Consider the following 21039-nt stretch of genomic DNA (forward strand, 5'->3'; position numbering starts at 1 on the left):
TGAAATAAACAAACCAACTGATATCATGAATATGGATTTAATGGAGACTAAATTATCCGGAATAACGCAGGAAGCTGTTATCAATGAACTCATTCAGAAATTGGAAGCTGCGGACAGAATAAGCTCAAGCGAAACATTTAAGCAGGCTATTTTAGCACGGGAACAGGAAAGTACAACAGGTCTAGGTATGAATATTGCCATTCCACATGGTAAATCTTCCGCTGTCAAACGCCCATCTGTTGTATTTGGAATTAACCGTGATGGAGTCGACTGGAAAAGCATGGATGGTAGATGCGCGATTAATCTTCATGATTGCTGTGCCAGAAGAGAGTGCTAAGGATGCCCATCTGAAAATCTTACAAATGCTTTCCCGCAAATTGATGGACGAGACATTCAGGGAAAAGCTGTTGAACGTAACGACTAAGGAAGAAGCATACGAACTGTTGGGTATGATTCAGTAAGGTTGGTTGTGTAATGGACTGAAATTTGGCCGGGGATGTGGAAAAAGAGAGCAGTTACGCTCTCTTTTTCAATATCTCGAAAACATGATCCCAAGTAGCCTGCTCCGCTTCTGTGTTGTAAACGGGCTTGAAGCCAAATTGACAGTAAATGTGGATGGCGGCTTGACTAGATGCTTGTGTTTTTAAGTAAGCTTTTTGATGATACTTGGAAAGGAATTTCATTGCTTCGGCTATTAATGGTCTCCCGAGTTTTTTACCTTGAAATTCAGGTATGATTTCAATCCAATGTAATCGGCCGATCGTCTCTTTGTTCCATTCACCAAACCAAGCAGTCGCTGTTCCGATTGTTTGTCCATCGATTGTTTCAAGGAAGATGATGCGTCTTTTCACGTCGGCCGGGTAGGTACTGAATTCATGATTGAAACGTTGTAAAGCATTATGTTTGCTTGAAAATTCATTCGTTGCAGTTGCAATTTTTGCCCATGTTTCATGATCATCTTCCCGATTATACAGGCGGAATTGAAAGCCACCTGGAAGCGGATAGTTTGGTATGTCGTTCAAATCGTGTAACATATATAAAGCAGTCTCCGTCATAATTTAGCCTCACTTTGTTTAGGGGTTGTGATGGTTTCATTATATCATGCCTATGTCGGGAATGTGGGACATGGGGACAGGTCCCTTGTCCCACCTCCAATCCCGCGTCACTCCGGCAAATTGGACTGGGACAATAAACCTGTCCCCACGTCCCAAACTTGATAGACTAGATCGAAAAAGATTTTTATTGGAGGGAAAGAGAGATGTATCAGGAGCCTATTTTTTTAGAGTCAACTTTTCATGAACGTATTTGGGGTGGACAGAAACTCCATACGTTATATGGGTACAATATTCCTTATGATAAAACGGGTGAGGCTTGGGTTATATCTGCACATCCGAACGGTCCAAGCACGATTACGAATGGTCCTTTAGCAGGGAAAACATTAGCGGATGCCTGGAAGGAACATGGAGAATTATTTAATAAACAGGATGATCATAACGAGGCGTATCCATTGCTGATAAAAATTTTGGATGCAAATGATGATTTATCTGTACAGGTACATCCGGACGATACGTTTGCTCAAGAAGTGGAAGGACAACCGTATGGAAAAACGGAATGTTGGTATGTGCTTAGCGCTGAGCCGGGTGCCGAAATTGTGTTGGGACACCACGCCAACACAAAGGAAGAGTTGGAACGGATGATGGATAACGAAGAATGGGACAAGCTGTTGAAGCATGTCAGCGTTAAGGCTGGTGACTTCATTTATGTTCCAAGCGGTACGATCCACGCTATTGGTAAGGGCATTGTCATTTTAGAAACACAGCAAAGTTCTGATATCACCTATCGTGTGTATGATTATGATCGAGTTGGCGCGACTGGTCAGAAGCGGGAATTGCACTTGGAACAGGCAAAAGAAGTAACAACTGTCCCACATCAACAAACGGCTGTTGATCAACGCGAAGAACATGTTAATGAGTTAACCATCAAGCAGCTGGTGGAAGCGCAGTATTTCAGTGTGTACCGTTGGGAGTTAAATGGGACAGCTGTTCGAAAGCTGGATCAAGACTTTTTACAAGTTAGTGTGATTGATGGAAACGCAACTATCGTCATTGACGGAAAAACCTTTGATGTCGGAAAAGGGGATCATTTTATTTTACCTTCCACAATTGAGGAATATGAGCTTCACGGGCACGCAACAATAGTTGTTTCCCATACGTGATTGACATAACAGAGTAATAAAAAAGGGATCTATTAGCGACGTTTTTCAACCGTTAATAGATCCTTTTTTAGCGGGACATGGGGACAGGTCCCTCGTCCCACCCTCGATCCCGCACCACTCCAGGAAAAATCAATGGGACAACAAACCTGTCCCCGCGTCCCACTCTCAATCCCGCGCCACTCCGCGAAACTAGACTGGGACAACAAACCTGTCCCCATGTCCCTACCTAAAATGTAAGCGTTTAACTATTTCCTTTATGAACCGGAAAAACAATGTGTGTAGATGAAAACGCTTTTAATTTATACTAATAGTACAGTAAAAGTTATCAATTCAACCTCAGGAGGAATTATAAATGAAAAATATTTTATTAGCATGTTCATCAGGAATGTCAACTAGTTTATTAGTTTCCAAAATGAAGGAAGCTGCTGAAGAAAAGGGGATTGAAGTAACCGTTTGGGCGGTTGCGCAGGACAAGGCCGCGAAGGAAATGGAGAAGGCAGATGTGCTTTTAATTGGCCCGCAAATGCGGTTTATGAAAAAGAAATTGTCGAAAAATGCGGAGGAAGCGGGTATTCCTTTGGATGTCATTGACCCAGTAGCGTATGGCAGAGTAGACGGAAAATCCGTGTTAGAAAAAGCCTTGGAGTTAATAGGCGAATAATCAGGAACAGGGGGAGAAGATATGAATAAGTTCATGGAATTCCTGGAAAATATCTTGTTGCCAATAGCCGATAAATTAAACAATAATCGCTATTTAACGGCACTTCGGGATGGATTTATGGTTGCCTTGCCGTTGATTATATTTGGTTCTATCTTTGTTGTTATTGCTAATTTTCCTTTCCTTGATGAGTTTATCGGGGAAGAGGCTTTCGCAACGTATCAGGATGCATTAGGGCCTGCATCGGCAGCGACATTAAGCATTATGGGGATCTTTGTTATTGTTGGTATTGGGTATAAATTAACTGAACATTATGGGCTCGAAGCTATTTATGGTGGTGTTGTCGCATTAGCAGCATTCCTTATTTTAACACCACAAGTACTGGAAGATGTGTCTGGTGTTATTCCAACATCAAGCTTAGGTGCGGAAGGAATGTTCTTGGGGATATTCACTGCTTTCGTTTCTGCAGAACTATACCGATTCTTTGTGCAAAAGGATTGGACGATTAAAATGCCATCTGGTGTTCCGGGGGCAGTTTCGAAATCATTTAGTTCCTTAATTCCAATCACGTTAACACTTGCTGTATTTTTAATCGTTCGAATTATCTTTAGTTATACACCATTTGATACGGTACAAAACTTCATTTATACCGTCATTCAAGAACCACTGACAGTTTTGGGTAGTGGATTACCTGCAACAATCGTAGCCGTATTATTGATTCAGATTTTCTGGTTCTTTGGTTTGCACGGCCAAATTATTGTGAACTCGGTATTTGACCCAATTTGGTATTCATTAAATGATCAGAACTTAGAAGCTTTCCAGGCAGGTTCGGAACTGCCAAATATTATTACCAAGCAATTTGTTGACTCTTTCCTAGTTGGCATGGGTGGATCAGGGATGACGTTAGCTGTTGTTATTCTGATTTTCTTAATCGGTCGAAGCAGGCAACTGAAAGAATTAGGTAAATTAGGTGGACCTGCTGGTATCTTTAATGTAAACGAACCAATCATTTTTGGATTGCCAATTATTATGAATCCATTGGTAATCATTCCATGGTTGCTAGCACCAGTTATTATAACCATCATCACCTATGTTGCGATGGCGACTGGACTGGTTCCGCCACCAGCAGGAATTATTGTTCCGTGGACAACGCCACCAATTTTGAATGGGTTCCTGGCAACGGGTAATGCATGGCAAGGCGGTGTGTTACAAGCCTTTAACCTCGTTATCGTTATATTGATCTGGTGGCCATTCTTGAAATTATTGGACAAAAACTATTATGAATCCGAAAAAAAAGCTGAAAAATAGATTCCTAGACTTGTGGATATAGTTCCGATGATTCGGAGCTGTATCCGCTTAAATTAGAAAACATCAGGAGTGAGTAAATCGTGGAAAATATGACGGAAATCGCTTTTCAAATTATTTTATTTGCCGGGAATGGTAAATCCAATGCAATGGAAGCAATTCAGGAGGCAAAAGAAGGCAATTTCGATCAAGCGGATCATCTAATTGAAGAAGCTGGAATAGAGTTAGGAAAGGCACATGACTATCAGACAAAACTTCTGCACCGGGAAGCAAATGGCGAGGAAAATTCGGTTAATGTGCTGCTTGTTCATTCACAGGACCATTTGATGACGTCAATGACAGTACGGGATTTGGCTGTTGAAATTGTGGAACTTTATCGTAATAAATAATCGTAACAATTTTTTAAAAAAGGAGGGGCTTTCATGACAATTAACTACAAGTTTCCAGAGGGTTTCTGGTGGGGAAGTGCAACATCCGCGACACAAATAGAAGGAGCCGCAAATGAAGGCGGAAAGGGTAAAAACATTTGGGATCACTGGTACGAAACAGAGCCAAATCGCTTCTTTGAAAATGTCGGACCGGAAACAACGTCTGACTTCTACCATAAATACAAAGAGGATATCCAATTAATGAAAGAAATTGGCCACAATACATTTCGGTTATCCATTTCTTGGGCAAGGTTGATTCCTGGTGGCAGGGGTGAAGTAAACCAAGAAGCGGTAACCTTTTACAACAATGTCATCAACGAATTAATTGCCAATGATATTGAACCATTTGTGAACCTGTTCCATTTCGATATGCCATTGGAACTGCAAAATGAAGGTGGCTGGGAAAATAGAGAAGTGGTAGAAGCATATGTTGACTATGCAAAAGCATGTTTCCGCTTATTTGGTGATCGCGTGGCAAAGTGGTTTACTTTTAATGAACCAATCGTACCTGTCGAAGGTGGCTATTTATACGACTTTCATTATCCAAATGTTGTGGATGGTAGTCGAGCAGCACAAGTAGCTTACCATACGATGATTGCCCATGCCAAAGCAGTAGAAGCATTCCGCACGTTTACGATTAACGATGGAAAAATTGGGATTATCCTGAATCTGACTCCATCCTATCCACGTAGTCAGAATCCAGCAGACTTAAGAGCATCAAGGATTGCCGATTTATTTTTCAATCGCAGCTTTTTAGATCCAGCTGTACTTGGCGAGTATCCACAAGAATTGATCGACATTTTGGCAGAACATGGTCAACTGCCGGTTTCCCAAGCAGGGGATCGTGACTTGTTAAAGGCAAATACTGCAGACATACTCGGGGTTAACTATTACCAACCACGTCGGGTAAAAGCGAAAGAACATTTGCCAAACCCATATGGACCATTTATGCCTGATTGGTTCTTTGATAATTACGAAATGCCTGGTCGGAAAATGAATAAATATCGTGGCTGGGAAATCTATGAAAAAGGCATCTATGACATTATGATTAATTTAAAGGAAAACTACGGAAACATTGAATCATTTATTTCTGAAAATGGAATGGGTGTCCAGGATGAGGAGCGATTTATCGAAGACGGTGAGATTCAAGATGATTACCGGATTGAATTCATTGCCGAGCATTTGAAATGGCTGCATCAAGCAATTCAAGAAGGGTGCAATGCTAAGGGGTACCATTTGTGGTCATTCATGGATAACTGGTCATGGATGAATGCGTATAAAAATCGTTATGGTTTCTTTTCTGTTGATATTGAGACGAAACAACGGACACCGAAGAAAAGTGCACATTGGATTAAAAAAGTTTCAGAGAATAATGGATTTTAGAGGTTGTTCAAAAAGTCACCAAATGATTACGGGGTGAGCGAAATGGAAGGTTTAAAGATTGTAACGATTGGTGGGGGATCAAGTTATACGCCAGAGTTGATTGAGGGATTCATTAATCGGTATGATGAATTGCCAATTCGTGAATTATGGCTTGTCGATATCCCTGAAGGAAAGGAAAAATTAGAAACGATTGGTGCGCTGGCAAAACGAATGGTCGAAAAAGCCGGCGTTCCGATTGATATTCATCTAACTTTGGATCGCAAAGAGGCATTACCTGGTGCTGATTTTGTAACAACTCAGATTCGCGTGGGCCAATTAGCTGCGCGTGCCAAAGATGAAGCAATACCATTAAAATATGGTGTGATTGGACAAGAAACCAATGGGCCAGGTGGATTGTTTAAAGGACTGCGAACTATTCCCGTTATATTGGATATTTGTAAAGATATTGAGCAGCTTTGCCCAAATGCATGGCTCATTAATTTTTCGAATCCAGCAGGCATGGTAACGGAAGCAGTATTGCGCTATAGTAACATTACGAGAACGGTAGGTTTGTGTAATGTACCGATCGGGATGCGGATGGGTGTCACAGAAATGCTTGATATTGATTCAAGTCGGGTACAAATCGATTTTGCCGGGTTGAATCATATGGTTTATGGTTTGGAAGTATACGTGGATGGAAAAATTGTAACAAAAAAAGTCCTAGAGATGCTTTGTAATGGTGCTGGAATGACGATGAAAAATATCGTTGATTTGGGCTGGGAACCAGATTTCATTAAGGGATTAGGAGTGTTGCCATGTCCGTATCATCGTTATTATTATCAAACTAGTAAAATGCTTGAAGAGGAACAAAAAGACGATGCAGAAAAAGGGACGCGTGCTCAAGTAGTGCAACAATTGGAAAAGGATTTATTTCAATTGTATCGCGATCCGAACCTGGCAATTAAACCACCACAATTGGAAGAAAGAGGTGGAGCATATTACAGTGATGCTGCCTGCAGTCTAATTAATTCCATTTATAATGATAAACATGATATTCAACCGGTTAATACGAGAAACAATGGTGCAATTGCTAGTATACCGAACGATTCTGCAGTGGAAATTAGCTGTGTGATTACAAAAGAAGGGCCAAAACCAATTAGTGTTGGGGATCTGCCGGTTCCAGTCAGAGGGCTTGTGCAGCAAATTAAATCATTTGAACGCGTTAGTACCGAAGCAGCGGTGACTGGTGATTATCATAAGGCATTACTTGCTATGACGATTAACCCTTTAGTTCCATCTGATACGATTGCGAAGAAGCTGTTGGATGAAATGCTAGAAGCGCATCAAGATTATTTGCCGCAATTTTTTACCCATGCGAGATAATACGATCATGAAGGAAGTTCTGATTTTTCGATCAGGACTTTTTTACACGTAAATGAAAACTTATGAGATGAATGCTGGGTTTTTTATTGTTTATTTAAACCGCAGCCGAAAATTGCTGCTCAGTGCTTCTGAAATGTTTTCCATCTAAGCTCAAAAGCAACAAACTTTGAAAACAAGTATTACGCAAAAAGAGCAAAAATTTCAAGCTGTTTATAAGGAGAAAAATCGATATGTTAAACTCCAGATTACGAATCATTCTACAAGAATTAATGGCCGCGAAAATCCCCATAACAGGAGGATATTTAGCAAACTTGAACCAGGTCACACCCAGGACGACAAGAGCGGATGTGAAACAACTGGATTCATTTCTATCCAACAATGGTGCCTTGATTGATTCAGTGCGCGGAAAGGGATATAAATTGGAAATAACGGATGAAACATTATTTCGTGCGTACCTCCAGACTATCTCAACGGACGAAATGACGGATCATTCATTTGTTCCCGAATCTCAGGAAGCACGTACAGCATTTTTAATTAAACGTCTATTATTAAGTGGGGATTATGTGAAATTGGATGATTTAGCAGATGAACTGTATGTCAGCAAATCAACAATTCAAAATTATTTAAAACAGGTGAAAGCGATTTTTGCTGAATATGGTATACATCTTGAATCTCGGCCGAATTATGGTTTGAAAGCAATTGGAAATGAATTGAAGCTACGTTTTTGTTTGGCAGAATATTTGTTTGATCACCGCTGTAGACGGGATAAACAAGTATTTGGTTCTCATTTATCATCGTTTGCCCCAGAAGATTTGACTCGTATTTCCGATATTATTATGGAGGAAATCCAACATCATCAGATCATTTTATCCGATATTGCCATGAATAACTTGCTTATTCATATAGCTATCGCTTATAAACGTATTAAAAGCGGCTATCACGTCACATTGCATGACACTGATTTAAAAGATATTTTACAACAAAAGGAATATCTGGTTGCAACAGAAATTGTTCAAAAGGTGGAGCATACGTTTAATGTTGCGTTCCCACAGTCTGAGGTTGCCTATATTGCCATCCATTTATTAGGAACCAAACTACTAACGAAAACAAATACGGGGGACAAGCTTGTTAAACAAGTAATGGATGAGGAAATTGTCCATTTGGTGAATTTGGCGCTTGATAAAATAGAAGCGGAATTAAACTTGGGAATAAAAGACGATAAAGAATTAAAGATCGGCTTAAGTTTGCACCTAAAACCTGCTATCAATCGGTATAAATATGGCATGAATGTACGTAACCCGATGCTTGCTGATATTAAAACGAACTATCCATTGGCATTTGAGGCAGGTATTTTAGCAGGACTAGCCATCAAGGATGAAACTGGGATTGAAATAAATGAAAATGAAGTAGGATATCTTGCACTTCATATTGGTGCAGCGATAGAAAGGAGGAAAATGGATTCTGGTCCAAAACGATGCCTGATTGTTTGCGCCTCTGGTTTAGGAACGGCACAATTGATCTTTTATAAATTAAAAAACTACTTCGGCAAAAGTCTTGATGTAGTAGGAACAACTGAATATTATCAGCTCATAAATTACCAGTTGCAGGATGTCGATTTTATTGTCAGTTCCATCCCTATTGAACACGAGCTTTCTGTACCAGTTGTGGAAGTAAATGCGATTTTGGGTGAACATGATTTGGAAAAAATCGAAAGGGTCGTAGTCGATCAGAATCAAGGTTCACCTAGCTATTTTCAAAAAGAGCTGATGTTTTTACGGAGACAATTTGATTCAAAGGAAGCGGTTTTACAGTTTTTTCAAACAGAGTTATTGGATAAAGGCTTGGTAGATTCCACGTTGCTTGAAGCGGTTTATGAAAGGGAAAAAGTCGCCCCAACATCTTTTGGCAATTTAGTTGCTGTTCCACATCCAATTACGCCTAAATCTAACCAAACTTTTCTAGCAGTTTGTACATTGGAAAAGGCAATCATGTGGAATAATAAACCAGTCCAATTCATTTGTTTGCTGTGTGTCAAAAAAGATAGCATGGAGGATTTGCAGTCCATGTATGATATGCTTGGAAATATAATTGATCAGCCTGAGATTGTACAACATTTAGTGAAAGCAAAAACATATGAAGAATTTATACACATTTTAGCGGATTGACGTGGGTGGGACGCGGGAAGGTGGGACGTGGGGACAGGTCCCTTGTCCCACCCATAATCCCGCGCCACTCCGGGAAAAATCAGTGGGACAAGAAACCTGACCCCGTGTCCCACACCTCGTCCCGCGGAAGATAAAAAGGGGGAAACATGATGCTCATAGGCGGAATAGAAGCTGGTGGAACGAAATTTGTCTGTGCTGTTGGCGAAGAGTCGGGAGAGATCGTTGCAAAAACAAGTTTTCCGACTGAAGAACCAGCGGAAACATTCCAGGAAGTTAAGCGATTTTTTCATGCGCATAAAGTGGAAGCAATTGGAATAGGCTGCTTTGGACCAGTTGATTTGGATAAAAAGAGTGCTACATATGGGACGATTTTAAATACACCTAAAACAAAATGGAAACAGTATGATGTACTTACGAAATTAAAATCGGATTTGAAGGTGCCCGTTTATATTGATACAGATGTGAATGCAGCGGCACTTGCTGAGTACAAATATGGTGCTGGAAAAGATGTGAACAGCTGCATGTATATCACCGTCGGGACGGGTATCGGTGCGGGATATGTTCAAGACGGGGAAACATACGTCGGAAAAAGTCATCCAGAAATGGGACACATCCTAATACCGCAGCACAAGGATGATTCATTTTCGGGATGCTGTCCATATCATGGGAATTGCTTGGAAGGACTTGCCTCAGGTCCAGCGATTGAAAAACGGTACGGGAAAAAGGGTACACAATTGGCTGCAGATCGAAACGTATGGGAACTGGAGGCCTATTATCTGGCACAAGCAATCATGAATTATGTCCTTGTCCTGTCACCGGAGCGAATTATTTTGGGTGGCGGAGTCATGAAACAAAAGCAATTATACCCACTCATTCGGGAAAAAGTGCTGGATTTGGTAAATGACTATGTCGGAATTGACAACGTGGATACGTTTATCGTTGCGCCAAAGCTCCATGATGAACAAGGAGTAAGAGGTGCAATGGCGCTCGTATCGTCTGATTAAGAGGCCGGGACATGGGGGACAGGCGGGGGACATGGGGACAGGTCCCTTGTCCCGCCCTTAATCCCGCGCCACTCCGGGAAAAATTAGTGGGACAACGAACCTGTCCCTGCGTCCCACTCTCAAACCCGCACCACTCCGCCAAATCAAACTGGGACAACGAACCTGTCCCCATGTCCCACTAGTTGACGTTGAAATGACTTTTCTATAAACTTACCCATTAAAGAGGGTGAACAACATGAATACGGCTTTAATGAGTATTGTGGTTATCATTGCGCTTGGGATTTTTTCGCAGTGGTTGGCTTGGAGGATTCAATGGCCTTCAATCGTGATTATGTCAGTTGCTGGGCTTATTATTGGTCCGGTAGCTGGATTGATTAACCCGGAACAGGCTTTGGGGGATATATATAGTCCGCTAATTTCGCTTGCTGTTGCGGTGATTTTGTTTGAAGGCAGCTCTAGTCTTGACGTCCGTGAAATCAAGGACGTTTCCAAATCAGTATTAAGGATTATAACAATTGGTCTTTTTATTACGTGGATTGGTGGATCGCTTGCGGCTCATTATATTGCAGGGCTGCAACTAGAGATTGCTTTTATGATTGGTGGACTTTTTGTCGTGACAGGTCCAACCGTTATCATTCCGTTGCTCCGCCAGGCAAAATTAAAACCACGAGTAGCTGCGGTGCTAAAATGGGAAGGAATTATTATCGATCCAATTGGGCCACTGCTCGCATTATTTTCATATGAAATTTTCAAAGTTATCAGCAGTGATGCCTTTACTGGTACTGATTTATTTCAATTCTTACTCGGTGCCCTTCTAGCAATGGTTATCGGGTTTATTGTTGGAATGATTGTGAGTATTTCCGTGAGCAAAGGCTGGTTCCCGGAATATCTCAAATCAGCCATTTTGCTTTCATTCGTTTTGCTCAGTTTTGCGATTGCCGAAAGTCTGATGCATGAAACGGGCATGCTCGCCGTGACCATTATGGGATTGACAGTGGCCCGAAGCAAAAAATATGTATCATCGATTGGCAGTATTGGGCACATTGTGGAAAATATCTCGGTGATTTTGACATCGACAGTGTTTATTTTGCTGGCCGCTTCCTTGACAAGAGAAACACTTGGACAAATATTTACGTGGTCGATCATTTTCTTCGTCCTGATCATGCTTTTCATCATCCGCCCGCTTTCCATATGGATTTCAACAATCGGGACGGAATTACGGTTAGCGGAAAAAACCCTGATTAGCTGGATTGCGCCGAGAGGGATCGTTGCTTTAACTGTGTCTGGTTATTTTACCTCACTACTCATGGACGATGGGTATGCAGATGCTTCCATTCTGACGGCTTTGACATTCGCGCTTGTATTCATAACGGTTTGCGCACATGGATTTTCTATTGGCCCAGTAGCAAAAAAACTTGGACTGGCTAGTGATGAGCCACCTGGAATACTCCTTGTAGGCGCAAGCAGTTTCGCGATTGCACTTGCCAATCATTTGAAAGAAATGGGCACGCCGGTTCTTCTTAGCGACACATCGGGTGAACGACTTTTCCGGGCGAGAGAACTTGGAATTGAGACCTATCAAGGTGAAATCCTGTTAGAACATGCGGAATTCGAGGTCGACCTAACCCCATATAACAACATTCTGGCAATGACAGGAGATGCTGCCTATAATGCACTTATCTGTCAGTCTTACGTACCAGAATTCGGGTATAACAATACATTTGCGCTGACTGTTGATTCGGGTACGGGAAAAGATTTAGATCATAGCGGGCTTCCACCTGCACTCAAAGCGAACTTGCTTTTTGGAAAAGGGGAGACATTTAAGGAACTCAACCGAAAAATAAACACCGATTACAAACTGAAAACCATTGACATCAACGAGAAAAAGACATTGAAAAAAGAAGAACTGCAAACAGACGGAGTGGCGCTTTGCATCAAGAAAAAGAACGACAACATCGACTTCGTAACACTAAAAGAAAAATTCCAAATCGACGAAGGAGACCAACTTATCGTCCTAACAAAATAGGCGGGAAGCGGGTTCCGGGGGACATGGGGACAGGTTAGTTGTCCCACCCTCCAACCCGCGCCACTCCGCTAAACCAGACTGGGACAACAAACCTGTCCCCACGTCCCAGATTCCAAGTCCATCCACCTCTGATAAACTTCATTTTGTTTATCTGTTTCATTAAACATATTTAATTCTTTCTTCGCGCGGAAGATTAAATATTCTTTATCGAATTTATCTGTGAAATTAAATACTTTCCATATTTCCTGGTTTTTTTTATGAAATTTATGGATTAACTCGGTTAGATCATCATATGGCAATTTTCCTGATTTCCAATGTTTAAAATGCTCATACAGGGGGTCCAGCTCTTTTTCGGTTAAATATTTGTGGTACATGCCCAGTATTTCGCGATCACGCTTACGCTCAGCTTTTGATTTCTTCATGTTTATAAAACCTTATAAAACCCCTTTATGCTTCCTCAAAAAGGTAAATCCTCATCATCGATATCGATCTCAATTGGTGCATTTCTAAGTCTCGGATTTTCCTGGCTATCTTCTTGGTAATCTTCTTGCTGCTCCCATTCCTCCCATGTGATACCGTACGGAGCACCGCCTTCTGTATAACCGGCAATGAAGGCGAATGTCTCATCACTATCATCGTCCCAAAAGGTGTTTTCCATTTCTTTGGCTGCTTTTCGTTTTTCTGCGGCACGTTGCTTCTGAATTTGTTCGTCTTTTAATTGTTGCTTATAGTTTTCGCTAAATGTATAACCTAACATTTCTAGTTCAGCAACAGCACATAGTTTGTCTACTCCAAAATGTTTGCCGTAGCCTTTTACAAGGTTTTTCCCAACATACTTGGGAATCCAATGTTTGGCGGCCTGAAGTCGTCCTTTACGGTTAAGTCGTTTATGCCTTGGCGCTTTTGCTTTATTTTTCTTGCGTTTTCCCATTCAATTCACCTCTCACATTATACTAAACCTGTTTTTATCTACGTACAATCGTTTGAAACATGCTGGGACATGGGGACAGGTCCCTCGTCCCAACCTCCATCCCGCGCCACTCCGCCAAACCGGGCTGGGACAACAAACCTGTCCCCGTGTCCCAAATAAAATCAAATAATACGGGTACACTATTTGCAACTGGAATAAAAAGGCGGTATTGGTAGGATGAATAAAGTTTTTACTATTCTTGTGTTTATTGGTGTACCAGTTTCGGTTATTGGGTCTTTGCTTGATTGGTCCGCTGTGCTCATGTTTATCATATATTGTTTGACGATTATCGCTTTGGCCAGTTTTATTGGCAGGGCGACGGAGAGTTTGGCAATTGTGATGGGGCCTAGGATCGGCGGTCTGCTTAATGCTACGTTCGGCAATGCAGTGGAACTTATTATTTCTATTTTCTCCCTGAAAGCAGGCCTGATTAGTATTGTTTTGGCTTCGTTAACCGGTTCGGTAATCGGAAATTTATTGCTTGTTGCGGGACTTTCCTTTTTTGTTGGTGGTTTAAAATATAAACGCCAGTCTTTTGACGTTAATGAAGCACGGCATAATGCAGGACTTCTGATGTTTGCTGTCATTGTCGCATTTGTTATTCCCGAAGTATTTACTCATAAGATGGATGATCAAGCTACGATGGCGCTCAGTATCGGGATTTCAATTATTTTAATCTTGTTATATATCGCGGCATTAGTGTTTAAGCTCGTGACCCATCGTGGCGTTTATCAGAGCGATGAAAATTCAAAGCAAACCGAACAGGAAGAGGAACCTGAATGGAGCAAATTGAAAGCAATAATCGTGCTTGCGATTGCGACCATTGCGGTTGCCTATGTCTCGGAAAATTTAGTTGATACGTTCGGTGTGGTTGGGGATACATTCGGTTGGACGGAATTATTTATCGGTGTGATCATTGTTGCAATCGTGGGAAATGCCGCAGAACACGCATCCGCAGTCATGATGGCTTATAAGGATAAAATGGATACGGCTGTCGAAATTGCCGTCGGGTCAACACTTCAAGTGGCGATGTTTGTGCTTCCGGTTCTTGTCTTGCTTTCCTTATTTTTCACCACATCGATGCCGCTAATTTTTACGTGGCCAGAATTAATCAGTATGGTGACAGCAGTATTATTGATGATCATGCTTTCCATTGACGGAGATTCAAACTGGTTTGACGGCCTGATTTTATTAGCCGCCTATGTCATTATGGGAATCGGCTTTTATTTGGTCTGAGGGACTGGGACGTGGGGACAGGTTCCTTGTCCCACGCTCTAACCAGCGCTACTATGGGATATCAGGCTGGGACAACAAACCTGTCCCTGCGTCCCAGCCTCCAACCCGCGCCACTCCGTCAATCAAGACTGGGACAACAAACCTGTCCCCTTGTCCCACTTTATTGTCCTTCTCGCTCGCTATACCACACAAAGGCTTCTTCTGCCATGTCGGATGTGATGTCTGCTAGTGTCTGGACGTGTACTGGTTTGGCGCGGTTGGTTGTTTCTATCGTTGCTAGGCCAAACCGTTTTTTCAATCGTGATTGTTTTAATTCGAATTCGATCACTTTGTTCCTTGTTGTGATGAATGTCGTAGCGGAAAAACCGCCTGACCGGAACTGGATGAATTTCCCGTGGGTCAAAAATCGTGTGACGTTATAATCCATGATTCGATAGAAAATTGTCAGCGCCAATAACACCAAGGATAAAAACCACAACTCCGGTTTGAAAAAGATTAATAATCCTGTCCCGATCAGCCAAACCCATGGAATGCGGATGAAGCGCGCAACGAGTGATTTTCTCGGCAAGCGTTCCATGTCGGTTTTTACTTCAAACCCTGGCAGCAATTCCTCAATCAACGTATACGCACGATCTGCCGGTAAAAATGGGTATAGGGAGTTAATTTCTTCTCCGGAAAAATCCAGGCTGCCTGCACTAACTAGCTTCACTTCTGCCAGCTTCAGCATCCGTTTTAAAAGTGACTGCTCGATTTTGACCGCCTGAACATTTTGTTTGCGGATGGAAAAATACTGTTCATTCAGCACACCGCTTCGAATATAGATTCGCTCATCGTCGGAGGAAATCTCGTATTTTCCGTATTTTAAATATGTTCGAATCAAACCAAATGAAACAGCGATCAGGATGAATACCACAACGACCCCTAAGATGAGATACCAAGAGCTAACGAGAAAATCATATGCATCTTCCGCCATCGTGGAAACATCATATACTTCATCGATATTTTGAAAAATCGACAATAACACTGGGATCAATAATACGTAGCTAAACGAAAGTACGGAAGCTTTTAAAATGTCCTTTCTCGTTGGCTTAAAATGGATCGTTTTTTCATGATGAATGGGTACATCTTGGCTGACTTCTGCTTGTTCATCAACCTCGTATTCCACCGTTTCCATCTGTGTTGTCCTATTTCGATATGCGTCCAACGTTTCCTCAATGCGTTTTGCTTCTTCCACTTTCAAAGCAGCAAACGTGAGGGAGGACTCATCGCCTTCAGCTCCTGTTTCCAGTGTAAGTGATGTCAATCCAAATGGTTGCAAATAAAAAGGTGTTTTCGACTGCACATTTTGCACACGCTGATAGGGGATGCTTCGGTGCTTCCTTGTGAAAACACCTTGATCAAGTTCAACTGCTTCTTCACCCAGTACATAGCGGGTCCTCATCCATTCCAGTACGACCGCAAACAGGCGATAAACGAGATAAGCGATGAACAGGACCCTGCCAATTTCCACCCACCAGGCCTCGGAAGCGATATTCACGATAAATAATAAAATAAACAGGAAAAAGACCTCTTTTACCGTTTTGATATAAGCAGCAATCATTGCCATCGGGTGCATGCGTTTTCCGTTCTGCATCAGTCTTCCACTTCCTTCACTTTAGCAAGAGTGGCGATTTCATCTCGCAGTGCCAAGGCCTCTTCCTTTGGGATTGCCGGAATATCGTGTTTCGAGCCCATCGTACCAATGGAGAGTGTATACAGGTCAAATCTACGAAAAAGCGGCCCTTGCTTCAGTCCGACATATTGCACCTTTGTCATCGGAATAAGCTGATGATGGGCAATCCATCTGCCATGCCGTAATTTGACAAACTCCTCATCAATGCCGTAGCGCCAATATTTCTGAATGAGAACTGGCTCGATCCCAACCGACCAGATAGCGGAGATCCAGTCTACACCTAAGCAAATCCATAAAACATAGGAAACCCAATTATACCAATCTAGTTTATAATCAAGCACAAGTAAAACAGCGATAACAATAAGGACAAGCAAATGCCCGAGCAAATTAGCCAACCGCCAAACACTAATCGCATCCCTCGCAATCCGCCTATCCGGTTCCTTGATATTATCATACATAATAACTTCACCTTTCTAAAAATACTTGAATGGGACATGGGGAGAGTGGGACATGGGGACAGGTTAGGTGTCCCAGCCGCCAAACGCGCCACATCGCCAATCTCGTGTGGGACAAGAAACCTGTCCCCATGTCCCAGTTATTGTACGGATTGGGTTGGGGTTGGGTTTCATGTTTTTTTGGTTCCTATATATGATGATTATGTCCTACATTAAAACAAAAAAACCCCGCCCAAACAAGACGGGATTTTCTTCTCTTTCCATTAAAAAAACAACAACCCAATAGCAATTGGGATAAAGCTCCATAGTAGAATCATCACACAGAATCCCATGATGTCTCGTACTTTTAACCCTGCAATCGCCAACAGCGGGAGTGCCCAGAAAGGTTGAATCATATTTGTCCATGCATCCCCCCATGCTACGGCCATGGCTGTTTTGGCGGTGTCTGCACCAATTTCCAATGCTGCTGGGATCATGATCGGACCTTGAACCGCCCACTGTCCGCCGCCAGAAGGTACAAAGAAGTTAACGATACCAGCACTAATAAATGAGAACAATGGCAGTGTAAATTCAGTTGAAATATCGACGAACCACATGGACATTTGCTGTGATAAGCCAGATGCAACCATCATTCCCATAATCCCAGCATAAAAGGGAAATTGAATGATGATGCCGCCAACATTTTTAACCGCTCCATTTACTGTGTTTAAATAGCGTCGTGGCGTTTTGTGCAACAGTATGCCAAGGAAAAGCATGATGAAGTTCACGATATTAATATTTAAATCAAATCCGTTTTCGACAAAATGATAAACAATAAATGCAAGCCCTAATATACCAATGATTAATGATATGATCCGACTGTTTTCTATCTTGTCAGCCGGTGTCATGTCTGCTTTTGCTTGTACTTCCTCATGAAGCTCAGGCTCAGCGGTAGTCGCTATGGCAGAGGCCGAATTTCCATCAAGCGGATCCCTTGTCTTCATTAAATACCAGTTTAATAATGGAAGTGTAATCAGTAAAACAACGACAATAAAAATATTAGCGCTACTAAAAAGTGTTTCCGTAACAGGAATCGTTCCCATTGTATCTTCTAAAAAATGCCCAGGAGTCGCAATGGTTAATGGGATGGATCCAGAAAACCCTCCATGCCACAGTAAAAAACCACTATATGCACTGGCCACCAATAACCTGTAATCAACATTTGGCACGCGTTTTACTACATGGACCGCAAGCAGTGCACCGACAACAAGTCCAAACCCATAGTTGATAAGACAAGCGATTGCAGCGACAAACGTTACAAGTAAAATTGCCTGTCCTGGAGTGTTTGCCAATGTACTGATTTTCGATAATATTTTTTTCACGAATGGTGTATTTGCAAGTATGTAACCAGTCACAACGATGAGTGACATCTGCATAGCAAACGCCAATAAATCCCAAAACCCGGTTCCCCAATGTTCGACCATTTGAACGGCCGAGCTATCCGTAAAAGTAATACCTAATACAAAAACGACGAACGTTAAAATGATCGCAAATAGAAACGCATCAGGTAAGAAGCGCTGAACCATTCGATCGAAAAAGTTTGTTAAAGATTTGAACATAAACATTTCTCCCCATTTACTTATAAAAGTATGTAAATTTTAAGTTTGGTGGGACATGGGGACAGGTTAGGTGTCCCACTGGCTTATTCAACGGGGGTAAGGGTTTGCGCTTGGGACAAGAAACCTGTCCCCATGTCCCATTTCCCCATGTCCCATTTAAACAATAAAAGAAGTAACAACCGTAATGGGTAGTTACTTCTTTTATTGAGCATTTTCGTTAATAAAGCCAGTATTTCCACATTATTTAACTCTAAATTGCTCAAGCTCTTCTTTCGTCAGTGTTTCCGGATTTTTGCCATTTTCTTGACACCACTCATGCATATCACGAAATCGTAAGTTAGGAACTTTGCCGTTAGGAGTTGTGAAAATACCACTTGGAAAAGCTTCATCCATGTCATCAATAAATTTCTTTTTGCTGTTCATTAGGTTTACACCTCGCCTAGATGCTCGAATTCCTGTTGTTGTTGATTCAAAAGCAAATTCTTTCAGCCGTGACACCAGCGAACACCTCCTGGCAAATAATTTTTAATTAATTTTGCAGATTTATCTGTCGGAAAGTAATAATACGGTGGTATGCTATACATTGATTGAATCGCTCCAAGTTTACGATAATATTCCTCATTTTTATTTTTTTTAGCAAACAAACCAATATAGCCATCGTAATTACATTGAAAACTTAAGTCAATTGCAAAACATAAAAGGTTTTTGCCTATACCTGCGTATACTTGGTTTGGATTGGAACTTTTATTTTGAGGTGCCGTCTCCATAAGTTCAATATGAATAAGCTGATTTTCCCAATGTTCCTGAATTGCAATTATCCCTTGAATTTCATTATTCCCAGCAATGAACATCCCAAACAGTTTATTTTCCCTGCTAGCGAACACATCGCCCCATTTAAACCAACCATTTTTCTTGTATAAACCGTAATTTCGAATATCACCTTTTCTTAATTCTTTAAAACATATATTAACCTTATTTCCAGAGGATACTTTTACTATCATTTTTTTCTAACTCTTCCTATATTTTTAATTATTATAACATATATTCATGAAGAATTGTTGATTATGATACGATAATTAATAATGAGTAAATTGAGGAAGTGTAGTAAAGGGATTTGAGAGTAATTTTTTCTAATGCAACTTATTAGGCCACTCTTATCGTTAAATTCATATTTTGTTCGTTTGTTCGATTTTGTCGACCGCGCTAAGATTATTATACTACTAAATTTAAGGGAGTGGACTAGATGAAAATTATCATGGATGTCCTGGGATGTCTTGTTTACTGCTTTTCTGTCCAGTCAAGGTGTATAGCCCATCTACACTTTCTAAAAAAAGCTTGGAAAGACGAAACCTCAATCCCCACAACACTTCTTAAACTTCCTACCACTCCCACAAAGACAAGGGTCATTCCGTCCGATCCCTTTCTCTTTTGCTTCTTTTTTAATCATTTCCTTCTTATAGTTCTCCCAATAAGCATCCGCTTCAAGGAGTTGCTGCTCACATTGTTCAAGTTTCGGATGATCGACACCATTGACCATACAATTCGCATACAACACTTCCACAAGGTCAAGCATTCTATTATTATAGCCTTCCTCAATCAGGCTCTCAACTTTTGGAATGGAGGCAACAGAAAGCTGCAGGCATAAAGCTTCAGCAATGAGTGTTTTGGTTGTTAGGTCTGTTGTTTTTTCAAAATGATCTAGCAGAATTTGCTCCGCAGCCGGGTGCTTAATAGCGCCGATGATTTCTGCTGCTGCAATTGCTGTATCCTCATGTTGAAGATATTTGTCTACCTCATGCAACACATCTTCCGTACCGATTTTGATCAACGCGGCTGTTACTTCTTCCAATAACATGTCCTCTTCCACTCTTGGTAAAAGACCAGCAAGATTTGGAATGAGGGAAGTTACACGCTGCTCACCTGCAAGAAAAACATTGTAAATTCCATCCATGGAGACATACTCATTTAAAGTTTCATTCCTAATCACATTTTCGATTTCCCAGAAGTTCCCCTCATTGTACTCACCACGTTTGATCAATTCCCGAAAAACACGTTTCCCGAAGTTGAAAACATTACTGTTAAACCCTTCCCTATCGATGGCATGCATCACTCCAGCAGCCTCTTCAAATAAGGATTCAGTATCAAGCGAAAGCAACCGGATAGTATAATGCAGTGCCTCGCTATTGAAAAACTCCTCCAGTTGATCTTTATATTTTTCAAGAAGCTTCGTTGGGCAATTTTCCAAAATAGACGCATACCAAGCTAAATTTGCATCTCTCTTTCGCATGCGCTTGATTACTTCTATTAAAACATTTTCCGTAACAGGGCAATTCCTAGTATGCGGTATGATCGGATTCGTCCTGGCATTCGCAGGCAACTTGTCTAGCGCCTCTAATGCAAGAAAAAAGGTGTGCTCTGACCCCAAATGACTACTCTCAATCGCATCCAACACAAAATCTCTTAAAAATTTATCATCACTTACTATATAAGGTTCCACTTTTTCCCGAAAAGACATGAATTTGTTCATCCTTTCAACATTTGTAGTGCTATTGTAACAAACTT

The 21039-nt window shown here is 41.4% G+C and carries 19 protein-coding genes and 1 pseudogene; 11 read left to right on the top strand and 9 right to left on the bottom strand.

Annotated features, from left to right (window positions below):
- Positions 1 to 40 precede the first annotated feature (40 nt).
- Positions 41 to 461: pseudogene (locus ACW2QC_RS06685) on the top strand (PTS sugar transporter subunit IIA).
- Positions 462 to 515: 54 nt separating this feature from the next.
- Here the strand turns inward: ACW2QC_RS06685 and ACW2QC_RS06690 are convergent.
- Entirely contained in the window at positions 516 to 1055 is a 540-nt protein-coding gene (locus tag ACW2QC_RS06690) for a GNAT family N-acetyltransferase (protein ID WP_457543203.1), read from the bottom strand.
- 203 nt (positions 1056 to 1258) lie between these two features.
- Here ACW2QC_RS06690 and manA point away from each other — a divergent pair, with 203 nt between their 5' ends.
- The 9 genes from manA to ACW2QC_RS06735 all read left to right on the top strand — a co-directional run bounded on the left by manA (position 1259) and on the right by ACW2QC_RS06735 (position 12546).
- The gene (gene manA / locus ACW2QC_RS06695; RefSeq protein ID WP_457543204.1) at positions 1259 to 2215 is read left to right on the top strand and encodes a mannose-6-phosphate isomerase, class I; all 957 of its coding nucleotides are present in this window, start codon (positions 1259 to 1261) and stop codon (positions 2213 to 2215) included.
- A 352-nt stretch (positions 2216 to 2567) separates the two neighbouring features.
- Complete coding sequence (locus ACW2QC_RS06700) at positions 2568 to 2876, top strand: lactose/cellobiose PTS transporter subunit IIB (protein WP_457543205.1); 309 nt, start codon at positions 2568 to 2570, stop codon at positions 2874 to 2876.
- Between the two features lie 21 nt (positions 2877 to 2897).
- The gene (gene celB / locus ACW2QC_RS06705) at positions 2898 to 4181 is read left to right on the top strand and encodes a PTS cellobiose transporter subunit IIC (protein WP_457543206.1); all 1284 of its coding nucleotides are present in this window, start codon (positions 2898 to 2900) and stop codon (positions 4179 to 4181) included.
- A gap of 89 nt (positions 4182 to 4270) precedes the next feature.
- Entirely contained in the window at positions 4271 to 4567 is a 297-nt protein-coding gene (locus tag ACW2QC_RS06710; protein WP_457543241.1) for a PTS lactose/cellobiose transporter subunit IIA, read from the top strand.
- A 33-nt stretch (positions 4568 to 4600) separates the two neighbouring features.
- Positions 4601 to 5989: a glycoside hydrolase family 1 protein gene (locus ACW2QC_RS06715; protein WP_457543207.1), complete on the top strand. Its 1389-nt coding sequence runs from the start codon at positions 4601 to 4603 to the stop codon at positions 5987 to 5989.
- A 42-nt stretch (positions 5990 to 6031) separates the two neighbouring features.
- Positions 6032 to 7351 carry a 6-phospho-beta-glucosidase gene (locus tag ACW2QC_RS06720; protein ID WP_457543208.1) on the top strand — a complete coding sequence of 440 codons (1320 nt, stop codon included), beginning with the start codon at positions 6032 to 6034 and terminating at the stop codon, positions 7349 to 7351.
- A gap of 230 nt (positions 7352 to 7581) precedes the next feature.
- The gene (locus ACW2QC_RS06725) at positions 7582 to 9516 is read left to right on the top strand and encodes a BglG family transcription antiterminator (protein ID WP_457543209.1); all 1935 of its coding nucleotides are present in this window, start codon (positions 7582 to 7584) and stop codon (positions 9514 to 9516) included.
- Between the two features lie 149 nt (positions 9517 to 9665).
- The gene (locus ACW2QC_RS06730; protein ID WP_457543242.1) at positions 9666 to 10520 is read left to right on the top strand and encodes an ROK family protein; all 855 of its coding nucleotides are present in this window, start codon (positions 9666 to 9668) and stop codon (positions 10518 to 10520) included.
- A 235-nt stretch (positions 10521 to 10755) separates the two neighbouring features.
- Positions 10756 to 12546, top strand: coding sequence for a cation:proton antiporter (locus ACW2QC_RS06735; protein ID WP_457543210.1), 1791 nt, complete (start codon positions 10756 to 10758; stop codon positions 12544 to 12546).
- A 68-nt stretch (positions 12547 to 12614) separates the two neighbouring features.
- On the opposite strand, the gene ACW2QC_RS06740 is transcribed toward ACW2QC_RS06735, so the two are convergent.
- Entirely contained in the window at positions 12615 to 12968 is a 354-nt protein-coding gene (locus ACW2QC_RS06740) for a hypothetical protein (protein ID WP_457543211.1), read from the bottom strand.
- Between the two features lie 35 nt (positions 12969 to 13003).
- Positions 13004 to 13477: a hypothetical protein gene (locus ACW2QC_RS06745; RefSeq protein ID WP_457543212.1), complete on the bottom strand. Its 474-nt coding sequence runs from the start codon at positions 13475 to 13477 to the stop codon at positions 13004 to 13006.
- A gap of 216 nt (positions 13478 to 13693) precedes the next feature.
- Between ACW2QC_RS06745 and cax the strand changes: the two genes are divergently transcribed.
- Positions 13694 to 14752, top strand: coding sequence for a calcium/proton exchanger (cax, locus tag ACW2QC_RS06750; protein WP_457543213.1), 1059 nt, complete (start codon positions 13694 to 13696; stop codon positions 14750 to 14752).
- 160 nt (positions 14753 to 14912) lie between these two features.
- Here cax and ACW2QC_RS06755 read toward each other — a convergent pair whose 3' ends face one another.
- From ACW2QC_RS06755 to ACW2QC_RS06780, 6 genes are all read right to left on the bottom strand, one after another.
- Entirely contained in the window at positions 14913 to 16385 is a 1473-nt protein-coding gene (locus tag ACW2QC_RS06755) for a PH domain-containing protein (RefSeq protein WP_457543214.1), read from the bottom strand.
- Entirely contained in the window at positions 16385 to 16882 is a 498-nt protein-coding gene (locus tag ACW2QC_RS06760) for a PH domain-containing protein (RefSeq protein WP_457543215.1), read from the bottom strand. Before ACW2QC_RS06760 ends, ACW2QC_RS06755 begins: the two co-directional genes overlap by 1 nt.
- Positions 16883 to 17142: 260 nt before the next feature.
- Positions 17143 to 18477: a short-chain fatty acid transporter gene (locus ACW2QC_RS06765; protein ID WP_457543216.1), complete on the bottom strand. Its 1335-nt coding sequence runs from the start codon at positions 18475 to 18477 to the stop codon at positions 17143 to 17145.
- A 240-nt stretch (positions 18478 to 18717) separates the two neighbouring features.
- Entirely contained in the window at positions 18718 to 18975 is a 258-nt protein-coding gene (locus tag ACW2QC_RS06770; protein ID WP_457543217.1) for a hypothetical protein, read from the bottom strand.
- On the bottom strand, positions 18963 to 19478 hold the full coding sequence (locus tag ACW2QC_RS06775) for a hypothetical protein (protein ID WP_457543218.1): 516 nt from the start codon (positions 19476 to 19478) through the stop codon (positions 18963 to 18965). Before ACW2QC_RS06775 ends, ACW2QC_RS06770 begins: the two co-directional genes overlap by 13 nt.
- Before the next feature lie 350 nt (positions 19479 to 19828).
- The gene (locus ACW2QC_RS06780; RefSeq protein ID WP_457543219.1) at positions 19829 to 20992 is read right to left on the bottom strand and encodes a YecA family protein; all 1164 of its coding nucleotides are present in this window, start codon (positions 20990 to 20992) and stop codon (positions 19829 to 19831) included.
- Positions 20993 to 21039: the final 47 nt, after the last annotated feature.

The organism is Virgibacillus sp. FSP13 (genome assembly GCF_054048505.1).